Raw genomic sequence first — 15,419 nt, 5'->3', positions numbered from 1 at the left:
GTCAGTGCTATTGCACGCTGTAGTTGAAGGTGGCGGTGAAGCGCTGTTCGCTGCGTCCACCAAAGGCTTGCTCGGGAAACGGCTTGACCTGCTTGATGCGTCGCAGACTGTTGGCGGCTGCACGGTTGAGCAGCATGCTGGAGGCCTGGGTCTGAATGCCGGAGTCCAGCACTCGCCCCTGGCGGTCGACCAATAACCACACCACAACCTCGCCGCTCGGGCGCTCCAGTGAGGCCTGACGGCCAGTCGGGTATTGTTTGTAACCGTCCAGTTCACTGCGCAGCCCCTTGAGGTAGCCACCTTCCATACCCTGGGTGTCGACCTTCGGTGGTGCGGGTGGCGCAGGCGGTGACGGCGGCGCAACCGGGGCGCTGGCGATCGGCTTACTGGGTGCCTGAACCGGCTCGACGGGTTTTGCCACTGCCGGTTTGGGCAAGGGCTTAGGCCGGGGTTCTGGCTTGATCTCCGGCTTGGGTTTTGGCTTGGGAACGGGCTTGGGCGGCGGTGGAGGTGGCGCCGGTTCGGCTTCTTCGCTTTCGACTACAGGTGGCGGAGGTGGCGGCTCGTCAGGCTGTACCGCAGGCGCCTCGGGCTGCACGACGGGCTCGGGCGCAGGCGGCTCGGGCTCGATCAGCGCCAGCTCCACGGCCGACTCGTCGTAGACCGGCTCCATTTTCAGCGGACGGGTCTGCACACCGATCACGATTGCGATGAGCGCCACCAGCGCAGGCAGGCCGCCGAGCCACTGACGTACACGAAACAGAAAATACATGGTCAGGATTTGCGCGTGGCGATGGAGACTGACGTGAAGCCACCCAGACGCAGGGTGTCCATAATCTCGACCAGCCGGGCGACTTCCACGCCCTTGTCACTGTTAACGATGATCGTGGTTTTGCTGTCGGGTTTTTCCAGCGCCTTCAAGGCAGGCACCAGGGCGTCGACCGTGGTCGCCTTGCCGTCGAGCTGTAATTCGCCGTTGAGCCCCAGCGTCAGGATCGATTTGTTCTGCGGCTTGAGCTGCTGTGAACTGCTGGCACTCGGCAACTGGGTTTTCATCCCCAACGCTGGAATCACGTTCAGGCTTACCAATACGAAAAAGACCAGCAGGAACATCATCACGTCGATCATGGGGATCAGTTCGATGTGCGCCTTGCGCTTTTTAGGTTCGTCCCACGTTCTCATGCCAGCCTCTCGCTTTCTTGTTAGAGGCCGAGAATCTAGCAACCGAACATGACCGATCGGTTGGTTTTACAAGACCGATACATGACTGTTACATGGCTGTTACCTGTACATCTCATGACACTTAAATGATTCTTGAGGCCGTCACGGAAATGCCATAACAACGCGCCAGCGTTTGAGCATTCAACCCGACGGAAAATACGGATGAGTCACCCGCTGCCCACTATCAGAACCTCGCGTCTGCTGCTCGCTGCGTTACAGCCTGAACAAGCACTCACCTTGTCACACCTGGCCGACGAACCGACCATTGCGGCCATGACCTCTGCGCTGCCCAGCCCCTACACCCTTGAGCATGCGCGGGCATTCATCGCACAGACCCATGACCAGTACGCCGCCGGTCAGACGGTGAGCCTCGGGGTTCACCTTCAGGAAAGCGGAGCGTTGACCGGGATCGTCTCGCTACGCCTTTCGCTGTCGCATCGCAGCGGCCATCTGGGTTACTGGACAGGAATCCAATACCAAAATCAGGGTTATGCCTGCGAAGCGGCTAAAGGCTTGCTGAGGCATGGCTTCACGGACATGAACCTCAACCGCATCGCCGGCCAGTGCTTCAGCGACAACCCGGCCAGCGCCAGGGTCCTGGAGAAGTGCGGGTTATCGTATGAGGGCTGTACCAGAGAGGCATTTCTGAAAAACGGTGTGTTCAAGAACATGCTGCTGTTCGGACTGTTGCGCTCCGAATACGCATCATCGGAGGCCACGTCATGACCGATTTCAACCCGGACCGTCGACGCATCATTACCGGAGTCGCCGGTGCCACGTTGCTGTCGATCCTCAGCCCGTTTGCGCGCAGCGCGGGGGTCGATTACCCGTTCACGCTCGGCGTGGCGTCTGGCGATCCGTTGCCGGACGGCTTCGTGATATGGACACGCCTGGCGCCCAAGGTGATGACGCCCTCGGGTGATGGCGGGCTGAACAAACCCGTTGAGGTGCGTTGGAAGATCGCCAGCGATGCGGCCATGGTTCACGTAGTCCGCACAGGACAGGCCACCGCCCACCCGCGCCTTGCCCATTCGGTGCATGTCGAAGTAAGCGGCTTGCAGCCTGGGCGTCCTTATTGGTATCAGTTCGAGAGCCTGGGGGCGCAAAGCGCTGTCGGTCAGGCCTGCACTGCACCGCTGGCAAGCGCGATGGTCTCGGCGCGGTTCGGCTTCGTGTCGTGCTCGCACTGGGAAGCAGGGTACTTTAGCGCCTATCGACACCTGGCCGCGGAGCGCCCGGATCTGGTGTTCTTTCTTGGCGACTACATCTATGAGATGAACGTGTCCTCGGAAATCCCTCGGTTCCCGCGTCACCACGCGACACCTGACCCTATGGACCTGGCGGGCTATCGCAATCGATACGCGCAGTACAAGACCGACCCCGACCTGCAAGCGCTGCATGCCTGTGCGCCGAGCGTCGCCACCTGGGACGACCACGAAGTGCAAAATGACTACGCCGCCCAGTGGTCACAGGACCCCAACGTGCCGGTGGACAGTTTCCTGCGCCGCAGGTCCGCCGCCTATCAGGCGTTTTACGAACACATGCCGTTGCGCGCCAGCAGCCTGCCCAAAGGACAGGAAATGCGTATCTACCGCAACCTCGACTATGGGCGTCTGGCACGTTTTCACGTTCTGGATGGTCGACAGTACCGCTCAGAGCAACCCTGCATCCAGGCCAACGGCAGCCGTCGAGGTCACGTCGCGCCCAGCGACTGCCCGGATCTGCGTGACCCGAAACGCACCATGCTCGGCTGGGAACAGGAAACCTGGCTGGACCGCAGCTTCGCCGAGTCTCCCGGACAGTGGAATGTCATTGCCCAGGATTTGCTGGTCGCGCCACTGGAACAGCGCGATCTCAAGACCCAGGCGCAGGGCCACTGGACCGACGGCTGGGACGGCTACATGACCACCCGCGAGCGCGTGCTGGCCTCCCTGCAACGCCACCAGACCCGCAACCCGGTGTTCTGGGGTGGCGATATCCATTCGTTCTGGACCACCGACCTGCACGCCGACGCAGGCAATCCGGATTCAGCCATCGTCGCCACCGAATTCGTCGGCACTTCGGTAACCTCCAGCGGGCCACCGTTCGACGCCTTCAACAGCATTCTCGGCCTCAACCCACACGTGAAGTTCTTCGACAGCCGTCAACGCGGCTACGTGGCAGTCGACCTGAACGAACAGCACATGCAGACCCGCTTTCAAGTGGTGTCGGATGTGCTGGCCCCTGCGGCGAGCTTGTCGACGCTGAAGCGTTTTGTGGTGGAGGCTGGCAAGGCGGGGGCTGTTGCGGTGTGACGCCTGAACATGAGTCAACATTGAAACGCCTAAAGCCCGCATTGACGGGCCTTAGGCGTTTGCGCCATGCAGCGGAGGCACAGCAGGATCATTTCAACTGATTGGCAAACCGCCCCACGGCGCCCACCACCTGCTTGGCCCCCTCCTGAATCTCGACGATCACTGCACCGGCCTCGTTGGCCAGCACCAATCCCTGCTCCGCCTGAGTGCGGCTGTTGGCCATGCCGCGTACCGCCTCATCGGCCAGCGTCTGGTTTTGCTGCACGACGCTGACGATTTCTTCGGTTGCGGCGCTGGTGCGGCCTGCCAGTTGGCGGACTTCGTCAGCCACCACGGCAAAGCCACGGCCCTGCTCACCGGCACGCGCGGCCTCGATGGCGGCGTTGAGCGCCAGCAGGTTGGTCTGCTGGGCAATGCCACCAATGGTCTGCACGATAGAATTGATCAGCAGTGACTGTTTGCCCAACGCTTCAATGCCCGAGGAGGCCGTCTGCATTTCTTCGGAAATCTTGCGCATGGTCTGGACAGTGTTTTGCACCACATCCGCGCCGCGCTGGGCGCTGACGTCGGTCTGCTGGGAGATTTCAAACGCCACGCTGGCGGCCTGACTGACCTCTTCTTCGCGCGCCACCTGGTCGGTCACCATCGTGGCGAACTTGACCACCTTGTAGAGTTTGCCCTGAGCATCGTGGACCGGGTTGTAGGTTGCTTCCAGCCAGACCTCACGCCCGTTGCTATCGATACGCTTGAAGCGTCCGGCCACGAACTCGCCACGGTTAAGCATCGCCCAGAATTCCCGGTACGACGCCTGAGAGGTTTCTGCCGGATCACAGAACATGCTGTGATGCTTACCCTTGATCTGCGCCAGGCTGTAACCCATGCCACGCAGGAACTGATCGTTGGCAGTCAGTACCTGGCCGCTCAGGTTGAACTCGATCACGGCGGTGGAGCGCAACAATGCCTGAATAAACGCAGAGTTCTCGGCAGCGGTCTCGACGATCTGGGTGATGTCCGATCCGTAGCATTGCAACGTCATCAGTCTGCCCTGCTCATCCAGCACCGGCTGCCAGAGGGCGCGAATCCATATCAGCCGGCCATCGGCATGCAGAAAACGGTACCTGTCGATGACCGACTCGCCCTTCTGCACCGCCACTTTGAGACTGCGGTAGCAATCAAGCTGTTTGACGTAAGTGGGCACCAAGTGGTCCAGATCCTTGCCCAGCACTTGCTCGAGCGAGTAGCCAAGCGTACTGAGAAGGTTGTCGTTGGCGTGGACGATGTGGTAGCTGGCGTCCAGAGTCAGACAGACCATTTGCGCATCCATCCCTTTCTGCATCTGCCGGTACATGGATAACTCGGCCTTTTGTGCCTGTAATTCCTTTTTCAAGCGAGTGTTGAACATGACGGCACCCATAGTGAGGTTGTACGTATATATCGACACAAGCGTAGACGGGATTAAGGCATTTCGTCTGATGGTGGCAGATGGGGTTGGTGTATGTTGTCCCGGCACGTGCGGGCTGTAACGGCAAAACCCTGGAATATACCAGCCTACTGAAGAGCGCCTTGAAGGCGAAACAAAGGGCATGCGCAGCAGGTCAAACGGATCGACCCGCCCTTGCTAAACTCACTTACTTGCAGCATGCCCATGAGGAGGCCACACGATGCAACGCATTCTGATCACTGGTGCAAACGGTTTCGTCGGGCAGATGCTGTGTCGAAAGCTACAGCAGGCAGGACATCATGTGGTTGCACTGGTGAGTCCTGAGTCTCCTGAGTCCGCTCATGCTACCGAATCGCTGCATTGTGACATTCGCGATGCCTCTGGCTTAGAGCGTGCAGTGTCCCGATCAAACCTCACTCATGTTGTACATTTGGCTGCAATCACTCACGTACCCACTAGTTTTGAGGACCCCTTGATGACCTGGCAAACCAATGTCATGGGAAGTATGAATCTTCTGCAGGCATTGCAACGCCAGAGTCCGCAGGCATTTGTGCTGTTTGTGAGCTCATCGGAAGTCTATGGCGAGGCATTCAAGCAGGGTATTGCCCTCGACGAGAACAGCGTATGCAGGCCTATGAACCCGTATGCCGCCAGCAAACTCGCTGCTGAAACGGCCTTCCACGAGAGCTTTCGTCGCGGACAGAGAGGTATCGTCGTACGCCCTTTCAATCATATTGGTGCCGGGCAATCAGCCGACTTCGCAACCGCCTCATTTGCTCGTCAGATCGCCTTGATAGAAGCAGGCAGGCAGGCACCACAGTTGAAAGTCGGCAACCTGCAAGCAGCGCGAGACTTTCTCGATGTAAGTGATGTGTGCGATGCGTACGTCGCCCTGTTGAAAATGGCCGACACGCAACAAGCCCACCCTCGGTGCCTGAATATTTGCCGCGGCGAGCCCATACGTATGGAGGCCATACTCAATCAACTCACGGCTCTGAGCTCAAGCACGATAGAGGTGGTCAACGATCCTGACCGAATGCGGCCGTCCGACATACCCAGCGCGTTCGGCGATAACTCCGCTATCCGCAGGGCGACTGACTGGGAGCCTGCTACCAAGCTGCAGGATACGCTCGCAACGCTATTGAATTACTGGCGCGATGAGGTAACTGAAATGGCCTGATTCATCAGGCCCCGTTGCACGTGCCGTGGTGATCAGTAGCACCTGAGTGCTCGAGTCGGACAGCCTGGAAAGGGTTGCTCAAAACGATCTACCTTGCTGATTACGCTTCAGATCTGCGTCCACCATCAACCGACAGAGCTGCTCAAGGTTAGTGCTTGCTTCCCAACCAAGCACCCGTTTGGCTTTTTCCGGATTGCCTATCAGCAACTCGACTTCAGAAGGGCGGTAGAACCTGGGATTGACCTGAACGAGCGTCTCGCCCGTCGCCACATTGATGCCCCGCTCGTTCTCCGCGCTACCTTTCCATTCCAGATCTATGTCGACAGCCTTGAACGCCATTGCCACAAAGTCACGAACCGTTTCGGATCTGTGGGTCGCCAGTACAAATGAGTCGGGCTCGTCGGCTTGCAACATGCGCCACATGCCTTCCACGTACTCTTTGGCAAACCCCCAGTCACGCTTGGCGTCCAGGTTACCTAACTCCAGAAGTTGCGACATACCCAGTGAAATGCGTGCGGCAGAATCCGTTATCTTGCGGGTGACGAACTCTTTGCCGCGCAGCGGAGACTCATGGTTGAACAAAATGCCGCTGGCACCAAAAATCCCATAAGACTCCCGATAGTTGACCGTCATCCAGTGGGCATAAAGCTTGGCAACGCCATAAGGGCTGCGCGGATAGAACGATGTGCTTTCGACCTGCGGGACTTCTTGCACCTTGCCGAACATTTCGGAAGTCGATGCCTGATAAAAACGTATCTTCGGGTCCACGATGCGTATCGCTTCGAGCAGGTTGACTGCCCCCAAGCCGGTAATTTCGGCAGTCGTTATCGGTTGATCGAAGGAAACACCGACAAAACTCTGCGCCGCCAGGTTGTAAATCTGGGTAGGTTCGGCTTTTTGCAACAAGCGAATGCTGGCACTCAAATCAGTCAGGTCATGTTCAACCAGGTGCAGATTCGGATGGCTGGCTACGCCAAGCTCTTCGAGACGCCAGAAATTGACCGAGCTGGTGCGGCGGTAGGTGCCGTAAACCTTATAACCTTTCTCCAGCAGAAGTTGAGTCAAGTACGCGCCATCCTGGCCAGTGATGCCCGTGATAATTACAGATTCTTCAGGTGTATTCATAAATAGGAGCTCGATCTGGGTTCGCTTGGCTTCATTTATTATGCCGAGATAAATTCATGCATCCCGACGCGCCCGCTTCGAAAGCAGCCCACCTTGTTTGAGTCGAAGCATAAGACCACTATAGATGCGGAATCTGAAGTGCAAGCAGTCATTTTTCAGATACCTCTGCCTCGCCCTGCTGCCGGCTGATGTTGCGACGAGAAACCCACCGTTCTCCTGCACGATATGACCAAAGATGCAGAACGCTGGTTGCAGCCTTACCCATAGAGGCAGCAGCCACCACCGGTCGACTTTGGTATGGCAGCAAGATACATTGATAGCACTAAGACATCATCCGTGATGTCCTATGTCTCTCGATGTTAATGTCCCGGTGTCACATGCTCGTTTCTGCCCTTGAACGTCCCAGCCTTGAAGATGCGCAACTCCTTGCCGAGGTCGAGCAGACGATCACTTCAGGTGTTGGCTCGTTACGCTTCAGCCGTGTTCTTGAGCAACGCTATCAGGAAGAAACCCGGCTGCCGCGGCGCGAGTTCCTGACGGCGGTAGGGATTGGCGGCAGTCTGGTCTACAACCTGTTTCTGATCAGCGACTGGTTGATATTGCGGGATGTCTTTGCCTATGTCGCGGTGGGCCGTCTGTGCCTGATTACGCCGATGTTTATCGCGCTGCTGATGCTGGCCCAACGGGTTGCTACGCGCTGGGCGATGGAAACGATTGCAGCATTCGCCACGGTAGTGTGCTCGCTCATGCCAATGCTGGTCATGATTCACAGCGACAGCCCTTATCAAATCTTTTATCAACTCGGCATGCTGTTGATCATGGTCTACTGCACCATGATCCAGCAATTGCCGTTGCGCCATGCCGCTGTCGCCATGTCATGCATGCTGATCATCCAGTTGGTGACCACCTACATTGCCGACTTCGCCGATTTTGTGATCTGGCAGGCCAATGCCGTGTTGTTTGTTTCGACAGTGGCACTGTTGCTGATGGCCTCCTACTTTCTGGAGCGGGCAAGCCGCATGAGCTACCTGTTTGCGCTTCGCGGACGCCTGCTTCAAGTGCAATTGATGGAGTTCGCGCGTACCGATGGGCTGACCCGACTGTTCAATCGACGCTATCAGGACGAAGTGATGGCGTCAGTCTGGGAACACGCTCGCAATGCACCGGCGAACGTGGCCATCATCCTGCTGGACATCGATCACTTCAAATCCTACAACGACAACTACGGTCATCCACAAGGGGATACCTGCCTCAGATTGCTCTGTCAGAAACTCCAGCAAAGCGCGCATGACCATGGTGCTGTGGCGTTCCGGTTCGGCGGCGAAGAGGTGCTGGTGCTGATGATCGGCGATGTCGTGCAGGCCAGGGAAGTGGCCGGGGCCCTGCAGAGTGCGGTTGCCGAGCTCAAGTTGCCGCATCCGGTGCTGGGCGAAAACGCGCTGGTCACCATCAGCCTCGGCGTGGCCTGTGCGACAGCGCCTCTGACCAGTGCCGAGAACCTGATTGGCGCGGCTGACAATGCCCTCTACGCAGCCAAGCGCGCCGGACGTAATTGCGTGTGCTTCGCGTGAAATGACACCCCGCAGGATCCTGCTTTACGCCGCGCCCCTGCCACTTTAATCTCGGCGCACACCCAGGCTGGGAGCCATCGCATGAGCATTCACATTGACGTCAGCACCAACCCTACGGAAGAGGATCGTCTGGCGATTCTGGAACCACTGAAACGTTTCAACGCCGAGCAGGCGGGCGACGGCAAGTCCGAGAAAGTGGCGATGTTCATTCGCGATGATCAAACCCGGGAAGTCCTCGGCGGGCTGCACGCTCGCATTCTTTATGAGTGGCTGTTCATCGAACTGCTGGTCGTTCCCGAACAAGCCCGCGGGCAAGGCATGGGCTCGCGTTTGATGCAGATGGCCGAGGATCTGGCGGTCGAAAAGGGCTGCACGGGGATCTGGCTGGACACTTTCGACTTCCAGGCCCCCGATTTCTATCGCCGCCACGGTTACACCGAGTTCGGCCAGATTGACGACTATCCACCCGGCAACAAGCGCTTCTTTTTCCAGAAGCGCCTGCCGAACACAACGGCCTGAGACTTACGTCAGACCTTGAACTTGCCTACCAGATTGTTGAAGGAAATGGCCAGACGCGACAGTTCCTGGCTTGAAGCACTGGTCTGATGAGCACCTGCGGCAGTCTGGGCGGAGAGGTCCTGAATGTTGACCAGGTTGCGATCCACCTCGCGCGCAACGTGGGACTGCTCTTCGGAGGCCGTCGCAATCAACATGTTGCGGTCGTTGATCTCGGCGACGCTCTGCGCAATGCGCTCCAGCGACTGCCCTGTGGCCTGAGCCAGGGTTTGCGTGTTGCTGGTCAGGGTGCGGCTGTTGGCCATGGCCCGCACGGCCTGATCGGCACTGGCCTGAACACTGCCGATCATGGTTTCGATTTCGCCAGTGGACGCCTGGGTTCGAGCGGCCAGCGCCCGCACCTCGTCTGCCACCACAGCAAAGCCGCGCCCCTGTTCGCCGGCACGCGCGGCCTCGATGGCAGCGTTGAGGGCCAGCAGGTTGGTCTGCTCGGCGATCCCACGGATCACGTCCAGCACCTGCCCGATCTCACGGACGCGCCCGGCAAGCTCTTCGACCATGGTGGTCGAACTGCTGATCTCGGCACTGACGGTGTTGATCGCATTCACCGCATCGCGGGCCTGATCACGACCGGCGGCAGCGTCGGTACTGGTCTGGCGGGACGCTTCCGACGTCGACATGGCGTTACGCGCGACCTCTTCGACCGCAGCGGTCATCTCGTTCACAGCCGAAGCGGCCTGCTGAATCTCATCGTTCTGACGGATCAGACCGCGACTGCTTTCTTCAGTCACGGCATTCAGTTCTTCAGCAGCCGAGGCCAACTGGTCGGCAGCACTGGATATTTGCCCGATCGTGCTTTTCAGGTTGTCCTGCATATCGCTCAGAGCGACCAGCATCATGCCGGCTTCGTCGTGATATTGACTGGCAATCGGCAGGGTCAGGTCACCGCTGGCAATTCGCCGGGCATTGGTCACCGCAGTATTGATTGGTGTGCTGATGGCACGACTTATGAACAGGCCCATCACAAACGCGGCAAAGAATGACAAGCCGATGCCGATGTACAGGTTTCGTTGCGCAGAGTTCTGTGTCTGGTCAGAAGCCACAGCGGCCTCGCCCGCCTGACGATTATTGGAGTTGACTATGGTGGTCAGCTGATCCATGACCTTCAGGTAACCGCTGCGTACATCACCGTCGATGATCGCTCTTGCCCCGGCAATATCCCCGGACAGGGCAACGCTTTTGGCTTGCTCGATGAGTGCCTGATAGCCAGGCCAGTCTCTGTCCATCTGATCACCGGCAGCGCGCTCGTCATCGTCAAGCGGCGTAGCCCGGTAGGTGGCGTAGCTTTTTTCAGCTTGAGTCTTGTTGGCGCTCATGCTCGCGAGAATATCGTCCTTGACGCTTTGCGGCGCATTGCCTGCCATGGCGGCCAATAAACGATAGAGATCACGGTTCTGAGCAATGACCGAGGCCGTGACCTCTCCGGATTTTGTGACCGACAGCAGGCTGTTGGTAAACACGTTATCCAGGCTGCTGGACAAGGCACTGATGCCGCGACTGCCTATTACGCCCACCCCAAGGGTGAAAAGCGCACACAGCGCAAAAGACATGAAAAGCTTGGCGGACAGCCTTGCGTTGTAAAACCATTTCATAGCGGAACCCTCATGAGCGAACATGGCATAACGCCATAAAACTTTATGGAATTCTGATGCCCTCTGCATAGGTGTATTTCGGCATTTTCAGAGCACTCTGCAGGCGGTTAACAAAGTCTTCATATGAGCAAGGCTGAGCGCACCGTTTCGCATTGTCTGCAATGTCCGGAAACATGCGCTCGCGTGGTGTAACAAGAACTTTCCGGGCCTGTTGCGTTACCATCCCCGCCTGTGTCCCGCCAGAGCCATAAGCCAGGATGTCCGCTTCTTCCATCGAACAACTCACTTCGCTGCCGTCCATCCTTGCCGGCCCGTTATTGCGCCGTCAGGAAGCCGGCCGCCTGGTGTTGTGGCTGGTAGGGTCCCGTCGGTTGCGCCTTACCGTGCGCCTACGCCATGCCGCTACTGATGATCCCTCTGCGGGCTTCAACGATTACGTACTCGACGACAGTCAATGTCAGGTCATTGCAGTCGGGCGCCAGGCGTTCATTCACCTGATCGACCTGCAACTGGAAGCCGAACTGCCCCGCGACACCTGGATCGATTACGACCTGCGGGTGGAGGACGAAGGCGGTATTGCCGAGTGGGCGCCGCACCTGCTGTACGAGGGCAACCGCTACCCGAACTTCGTGGTGCGCAGCAGCATTGATCACCTGCTGCATGGCTCGTGCCGCAAGCCGCACCACAGCGCAGCCGAAGGTCTGCTTTGCGTAGACCGCCTGCTGGCTGATATCAAGGAACCGCTGCAACGCCCTGCGCTGTTGATGATGAGCGGCGATCAGATTTACGCCGACGATGTTGCCGGGCCGATGCTGCGCGCCATCCATGTCTTGATCGAACGGCTGGGGTTGTTCGATGAGCGACTCGACGGTGCCATCGTCGATGACAGTCCTCGTCTCTATGCGCATCCGGCCAGCTATTACCAGCGTGCCGACCTGCTGCCGGCCCTGAAAAGCAACGACACACTGCGCGAGCGCTTCTTCGGCGGCACCAGCAAACCGGTATTCACCAGCAGCACAGCGGATAACCATCTGGTTACCCTGGCGGAAGTCATGGCGATGTACCTGCTGGTCTGGTCACCCACGCCCTGGACCCTGATCGAACCCGGCAGGCCGCAACTGGAAGACGGGGAAGTCGAGCGCTACGCCAGGGAACAGCACCTGGTCGAGGCGTTTGCCGCCGGCCTGAGCGGCGTGGCACGGGCGATGGCGCATCTGCCGTGCATGATGATTTTCGATGACCACGACATCACCGATGACTGGAACCTGTCGGCGAACTGGGAGCAAACCGCGTACGGCCATCCATTCTCCAAACGCATCATCGGCAACGCCCTGCTCGCCTACCTGCTGTGCCAGGGCTGGGGCAATAACCCGGATGCGCTCAACGGTCTGGTCAAGCAGGCTCATGCCCTGAGCACCGACGCCGTGTCGAACGACAACTGGCTGGACAGCCAGGCCCAGGACCAGTTGATTGATCAGTTGTTGAAGTTTCAGCAATGGCATTACGTGTTACCCACCAGCCCGGCACTGGTGGTACTGGATACCCGCACCCGGCGCTGGCGCAGCGAGTCGAACTTCAATCACCCGTCCGGCCTGCTCGACTGGGAAGCGCTCAGCGAACTGCAGCAGGAGCTGATCGACCATAAATCAGCGATCATCGTCTCACCTGCCCCGGTGTTCGGCGTCAAGTTGATCGAGGCGATACAACGCATCTTCAGTTGGTGCGGCTATCCGTTACTGGTCGATGCAGAAAACTGGATGGCACATCGCGGTGCCGCCAACGTGATTCTGAACATCTTTCGCCATTCCAGAACCCCGGGCAATTACGTGATTCTGTCGGGCGATGTGCATTACTCGTTCGTCTACGAAATCCTGATTCGCCAACGCAGTGGCGGGCCTCATATCTGGCAAATCACCAGCAGTGGCATCAAGAATGAATTCCCCCGTCGTCTGCTGGACACTTTTGATCGGCTGAATCGCTGGTTATACTCTCCCCGCTCACCTCTTAACTGGTTCACCAAGCGCCGCCTGATGAAGGTTGTTCCGCGCACGCCCGAGCACAGCAAGGTCGGTGAACGCTTATGGAACTCGGCGGGTGTCGGGCAGGTACTGTTCAATGAACAGGGCCAGCCGACCCTGATCAACCAACTCAATGCCAACGGTGATGCGCCTACCTGTTTCGTCGAACCGGAAGAATACAGAGACCAGCGATCTGACCCAGAGCGTGGCTTTCTGGAAAACAACCGGGAAACAAGGGATAGTCACCGCTAAACTTATCGGCAATTGCCGGGTCGATAGTTGCTACCGGTCAGGTTGCGGCACACCCTGGCAAGCATTACTTCCTGGAGAGCGCCCCCGTGATAACCAATCAACGCATAGCCAGACTCAACGCATGGGGGGCGCATGGCTTCACCGCCACCGGCGTAGTCCTTGCGTTCCTGGCGACCATTGCCTTGTTCAACAATGAACCCAAAGCCTGCCTGTTGTGGCTGGGCGCGGCCCTGATCGTGGATGGAGTCGACGGCTCACTGGCTCGCAAGGTCAACACCACGTCGGTACTGCCACACTTCGACGGCTCGGTACTGGACCTGGTCATAGACTACCTGACCTACGTGTTCATCCCGGCATTGTTCATCTACCGCTACATACCGGTGCCGGATTACACGCTGCTGCTGAGCGTCTCGGTCATCCTGGTTTCGTCGCTGTTCTGTTTCTGCAACGTCGACATGAAAAGCAAGGACAACTACTTTCAAGGCTTCCCCGCTGCCTGGAACGTGGTTGCACTGTGCCTGTACATTCTGTCACCGGCCCCATGGCTGACGTTCATCACCATCATCGCCCTGGCGCTGCTGACCATGACCCGCATGAAGTTCCTGCACCCGTTCCGCGTGCGCCGCTTCATGCCGCTCAATATCGCGGTGACCACCGTATGGTTGCTGTCCAGCGCACTGCTGATCATCAACCACCCGCACAATGGCCCGGTGGTCATGGGTCTGTGGCTGGCGATGTCGGCGTATTTCCTGGGGATTTGTATCTGGAGAACGTCGCTGGAGTGGCTGGGTCGTCTTAAAGCCTGACCCTCAAGTCAGACCAAAAAGCTCGCTGAACGCATTGCGCGTCAGCGAGCTTTTTTATGCCCGTCCTATTTGCTCTCGGCCTGCATCTCGGCAGCAGGCCGGATCTTGCCGAAGTGATGCGTTGTGTAGCAGCACAGCCCCAACCCGCCGAGGGCCAGCAGGCCGCCGACGATGCCGACATTGGCAACCCCGAGATGGCTGCTGACCACACTGCCGAGCAGCGCGCCGCCGCCGATACCGATATTGAAGATGCCCGAGAACAGCGCCATCGCCACATCGGTCGCATCGGGTGCCAGCGACAGTACGCGCGCCTGCAAGGTCAGGCCGAAGCACATGATCGCCATGCCCCAGATAATGGTCAGCGTGCCGAGCGTCACGGCATCACCGGAGAGCGGCAACAGCATCAGCAGGCACAGGGTCAGCGTGCCAATGGCCGTGATCAACAGCCCGTTGGGGAAGCGATCGCTGAACAGGCTGAAGATGATCGAGCCCATGATCCCGGCCCCGCCAAAGACCAGCAGCAGGATCGTGGTCATTTCGCCGCTGAGCAGGGACACGGTCTGAGTGAACGGTTCGATATAGCTGTAGGCGGTGAAATGAGCGGTCACCACGATGGCGGTCAGCAGGTAGATCGCCATCAGCCGTGGGCGCTTGAACAGGATCGGCAGGCTGCGCAACGAGCCTGAGTTCTGACTGGGCAACAAGGGCAGCGCACGAACCAGCAGGAAGACTACCAGCGCAGCGATGGCGGCGATGCCCAGAAAGGTGGTGCGCCAGCCCAAGGCTTCACCCAGCACGCGGCCCAGCGGAATACCCAATACCATCGCCAGCGACGTACCGGTTGCCAGCAGGCCCAGCGCCTGAACCTGCTTGCCGGGCGGTGCGATGCGCACGGCCAGCGACGCCGTGACCGACCAGAACACCGCATGTGCAAACGCGATACCGACCCGGCTTACCAGCAGGATCGCGAAGCTGGGGGCAATCGCGGAAAGGACGTGGCTGACCACGAACAGGCCGAACACGAACATCAGCAACTTGCGGCGCTCGATGTTGCGCGTCGCCAGCATCATCGGCAACGACATCAGCGACACAACCCAGGCATAGATCGTGAGCATCAGCCCGACCTGGGCCGGGGTCATTTCGAAGCTCTGGCCGATGTTACTCAGCAGACCGATCGGCACGAACTCGGTGGTATTGAAAATGAAGGCCGCCAAGGCCAGCGCGAATACGCCAAGCCAGCTACCTGCCTGCTCGTTTGGAGGTGAAGTTATCAAGAATCACAACGCCCTGAAAATGTTCCGACCCGAAGGCCGATCGCCACGCATGAACACCACGCCTGACAC

Annotated in this window: 12 protein-coding genes and 2 pseudogenes; 7 read left to right on the top strand and 7 right to left on the bottom strand. The window is 58.7% G+C overall.

The annotated features are described in order from the left end of the window. Positions 1-7: 7 nt before the first annotated feature. Both QRN50_RS18410 and QRN50_RS18405 read right to left on the bottom strand, forming a co-directional pair. The gene (locus tag QRN50_RS18410) at positions 8-772 is read right to left on the bottom strand and encodes an energy transducer TonB family protein (RefSeq protein WP_032656645.1); all 765 of its coding nucleotides are present in this window, start codon (positions 770-772) and stop codon (positions 8-10) included. Between the two features lie 2 nt (positions 773-774). Next, the gene (locus tag QRN50_RS18405; RefSeq protein ID WP_003345964.1) at positions 775-1,182 is read right to left on the bottom strand and encodes an ExbD/TolR family protein; all 408 of its coding nucleotides are present in this window, start codon (positions 1,180-1,182) and stop codon (positions 775-777) included. Between the two features lie 201 nt (positions 1,183-1,383). Here QRN50_RS18405 and QRN50_RS18400 point away from each other — a divergent pair, with 201 nt between their 5' ends. Both QRN50_RS18400 and QRN50_RS18395 read left to right on the top strand, forming a co-directional pair. After that, a complete protein-coding gene (locus QRN50_RS18400) occupies positions 1,384-1,947 on the top strand; it encodes a GNAT family N-acetyltransferase (protein ID WP_024660594.1) in 564 nt (187 codons plus the stop codon). Continuing rightward, on the top strand, positions 1,944-3,515 hold the full coding sequence (locus QRN50_RS18395; RefSeq protein WP_096126472.1) for an alkaline phosphatase D family protein: 1,572 nt from the start codon (positions 1,944-1,946) through the stop codon (positions 3,513-3,515). The genes QRN50_RS18400 and QRN50_RS18395 overlap by 4 nt, the downstream gene beginning before the upstream one ends. Positions 3,516-3,603: 88 nt before the next feature. Here QRN50_RS18395 and QRN50_RS25965 read toward each other — a convergent pair. Together QRN50_RS25965 and QRN50_RS25960 are read right to left on the bottom strand one after the other, a co-directional pair. Beyond that, positions 3,604-4,038, bottom strand: a pseudogene (locus tag QRN50_RS25965) (methyl-accepting chemotaxis protein); the annotation flags it as partial. 150 nt (positions 4,039-4,188) lie between these two features. Then, positions 4,189-4,827 (bottom strand): annotated as a pseudogene (locus tag QRN50_RS25960) (PAS domain-containing protein); the annotation flags it as partial. A 349-nt stretch (positions 4,828-5,176) separates the two neighbouring features. Here QRN50_RS25960 and QRN50_RS18385 point away from each other — a divergent pair. After that, a complete protein-coding gene (locus QRN50_RS18385) occupies positions 5,177-6,136 on the top strand; it encodes a GDP-mannose 4,6-dehydratase (RefSeq protein ID WP_024640199.1) in 960 nt (319 codons plus the stop codon). A 78-nt stretch (positions 6,137-6,214) separates the two neighbouring features. Here the strand turns inward: QRN50_RS18385 and gmd are convergent, their stop codons facing one another. Then, a complete protein-coding gene (gmd, locus tag QRN50_RS18380) occupies positions 6,215-7,261 on the bottom strand; it encodes a GDP-mannose 4,6-dehydratase (protein ID WP_003404737.1) in 1,047 nt (348 codons plus the stop codon). A 377-nt stretch (positions 7,262-7,638) separates the two neighbouring features. On the opposite strand from gmd, the gene QRN50_RS18375 reads away from it, so the two are divergent. Continuing rightward, positions 7,639-8,832: a GGDEF domain-containing protein gene (locus tag QRN50_RS18375; protein WP_096126473.1), complete on the top strand. Its 1,194-nt coding sequence runs from the start codon at positions 7,639-7,641 to the stop codon at positions 8,830-8,832. Positions 8,833-8,913: 81 nt separating this feature from the next. Beyond that, positions 8,914-9,351, top strand: coding sequence for a GNAT family N-acetyltransferase (locus tag QRN50_RS18370; protein ID WP_003404734.1), 438 nt, complete (start codon positions 8,914-8,916; stop codon positions 9,349-9,351). Positions 9,352-9,359: 8 nt separating this feature from the next. Here QRN50_RS18370 and QRN50_RS18365 read toward each other — a convergent pair whose 3' ends face one another. Next, positions 9,360-11,000 (bottom strand): methyl-accepting chemotaxis protein, encoded by a 1,641-nt coding sequence (locus QRN50_RS18365; RefSeq protein WP_011266679.1) that lies wholly within the window; start codon positions 10,998-11,000, stop codon positions 9,360-9,362. A gap of 257 nt (positions 11,001-11,257) precedes the next feature. On the opposite strand from QRN50_RS18365, the gene QRN50_RS18360 reads away from it, so the two are divergent. Both QRN50_RS18360 and pcsA read left to right on the top strand, forming a co-directional pair. After that, positions 11,258-13,270 (top strand): alkaline phosphatase D family protein, encoded by a 2,013-nt coding sequence (locus QRN50_RS18360; protein WP_096126474.1) that lies wholly within the window; start codon positions 11,258-11,260, stop codon positions 13,268-13,270. A gap of 86 nt (positions 13,271-13,356) precedes the next feature. Then, complete coding sequence (gene pcsA, locus QRN50_RS18355) at positions 13,357-14,076, top strand: phosphatidylcholine synthase (protein ID WP_003404730.1); 720 nt, start codon at positions 13,357-13,359, stop codon at positions 14,074-14,076. A gap of 65 nt (positions 14,077-14,141) precedes the next feature. Here the strand turns inward: pcsA and QRN50_RS18350 are convergent, their stop codons facing one another. Then, positions 14,142-15,350, bottom strand: a complete 1,209-nt coding sequence (locus QRN50_RS18350) for a sugar transporter (protein ID WP_096126475.1) — start codon at positions 15,348-15,350, stop codon at positions 14,142-14,144. Between the last annotated feature and the right edge of the window lie 69 nt (positions 15,351-15,419).

The sequence above is a fragment of the Pseudomonas sp. MEJ108 genome, from assembly GCF_030208985.1.
Lineage (GTDB): Bacteria > Pseudomonadota > Gammaproteobacteria > Pseudomonadales > Pseudomonadaceae > Aquipseudomonas > Aquipseudomonas fragariae.
This window is presented reverse-complemented; position numbering and strand designations above follow the sequence as displayed.

What these genes read in the sequence shown, in the direction of transcription:
- QRN50_RS18410 (WP_032656645.1), bottom strand. Translation starts at nt 772, where the DNA reads ATGTATTTTCTGTTTCGTGTACGTCAGTGGCTCGGCGGCCTGCCTGCG.
- QRN50_RS18405 (WP_003345964.1), bottom strand. Translation starts at nt 1,182, where the DNA reads ATGAGAACGTGGGACGAACCTAAAAAGCGCAAGGCGCACATCGAACTG.
- QRN50_RS18400 (WP_024660594.1), top strand. Translation starts at nt 1,384, where the DNA reads ATGAGTCACCCGCTGCCCACTATCAGAACCTCGCGTCTGCTGCTCGCT.
- QRN50_RS18395 (WP_096126472.1), top strand. Translation starts at nt 1,944, where the DNA reads ATGACCGATTTCAACCCGGACCGTCGACGCATCATTACCGGAGTCGCC.
- QRN50_RS18385 (WP_024640199.1), top strand. Translation starts at nt 5,177, where the DNA reads ATGCAACGCATTCTGATCACTGGTGCAAACGGTTTCGTCGGGCAGATG.
- gmd (WP_003404737.1), bottom strand. Translation starts at nt 7,261, where the DNA reads ATGAATACACCTGAAGAATCTGTAATTATCACGGGCATCACTGGCCAG.
- QRN50_RS18375 (WP_096126473.1), top strand. Translation starts at nt 7,639, where the DNA reads ATGCTCGTTTCTGCCCTTGAACGTCCCAGCCTTGAAGATGCGCAACTC.
- QRN50_RS18370 (WP_003404734.1), top strand. Translation starts at nt 8,914, where the DNA reads ATGAGCATTCACATTGACGTCAGCACCAACCCTACGGAAGAGGATCGT.
- QRN50_RS18365 (WP_011266679.1), bottom strand. Translation starts at nt 11,000, where the DNA reads ATGAAATGGTTTTACAACGCAAGGCTGTCCGCCAAGCTTTTCATGTCT.
- QRN50_RS18360 (WP_096126474.1), top strand. Translation starts at nt 11,258, where the DNA reads ATGTCCGCTTCTTCCATCGAACAACTCACTTCGCTGCCGTCCATCCTT.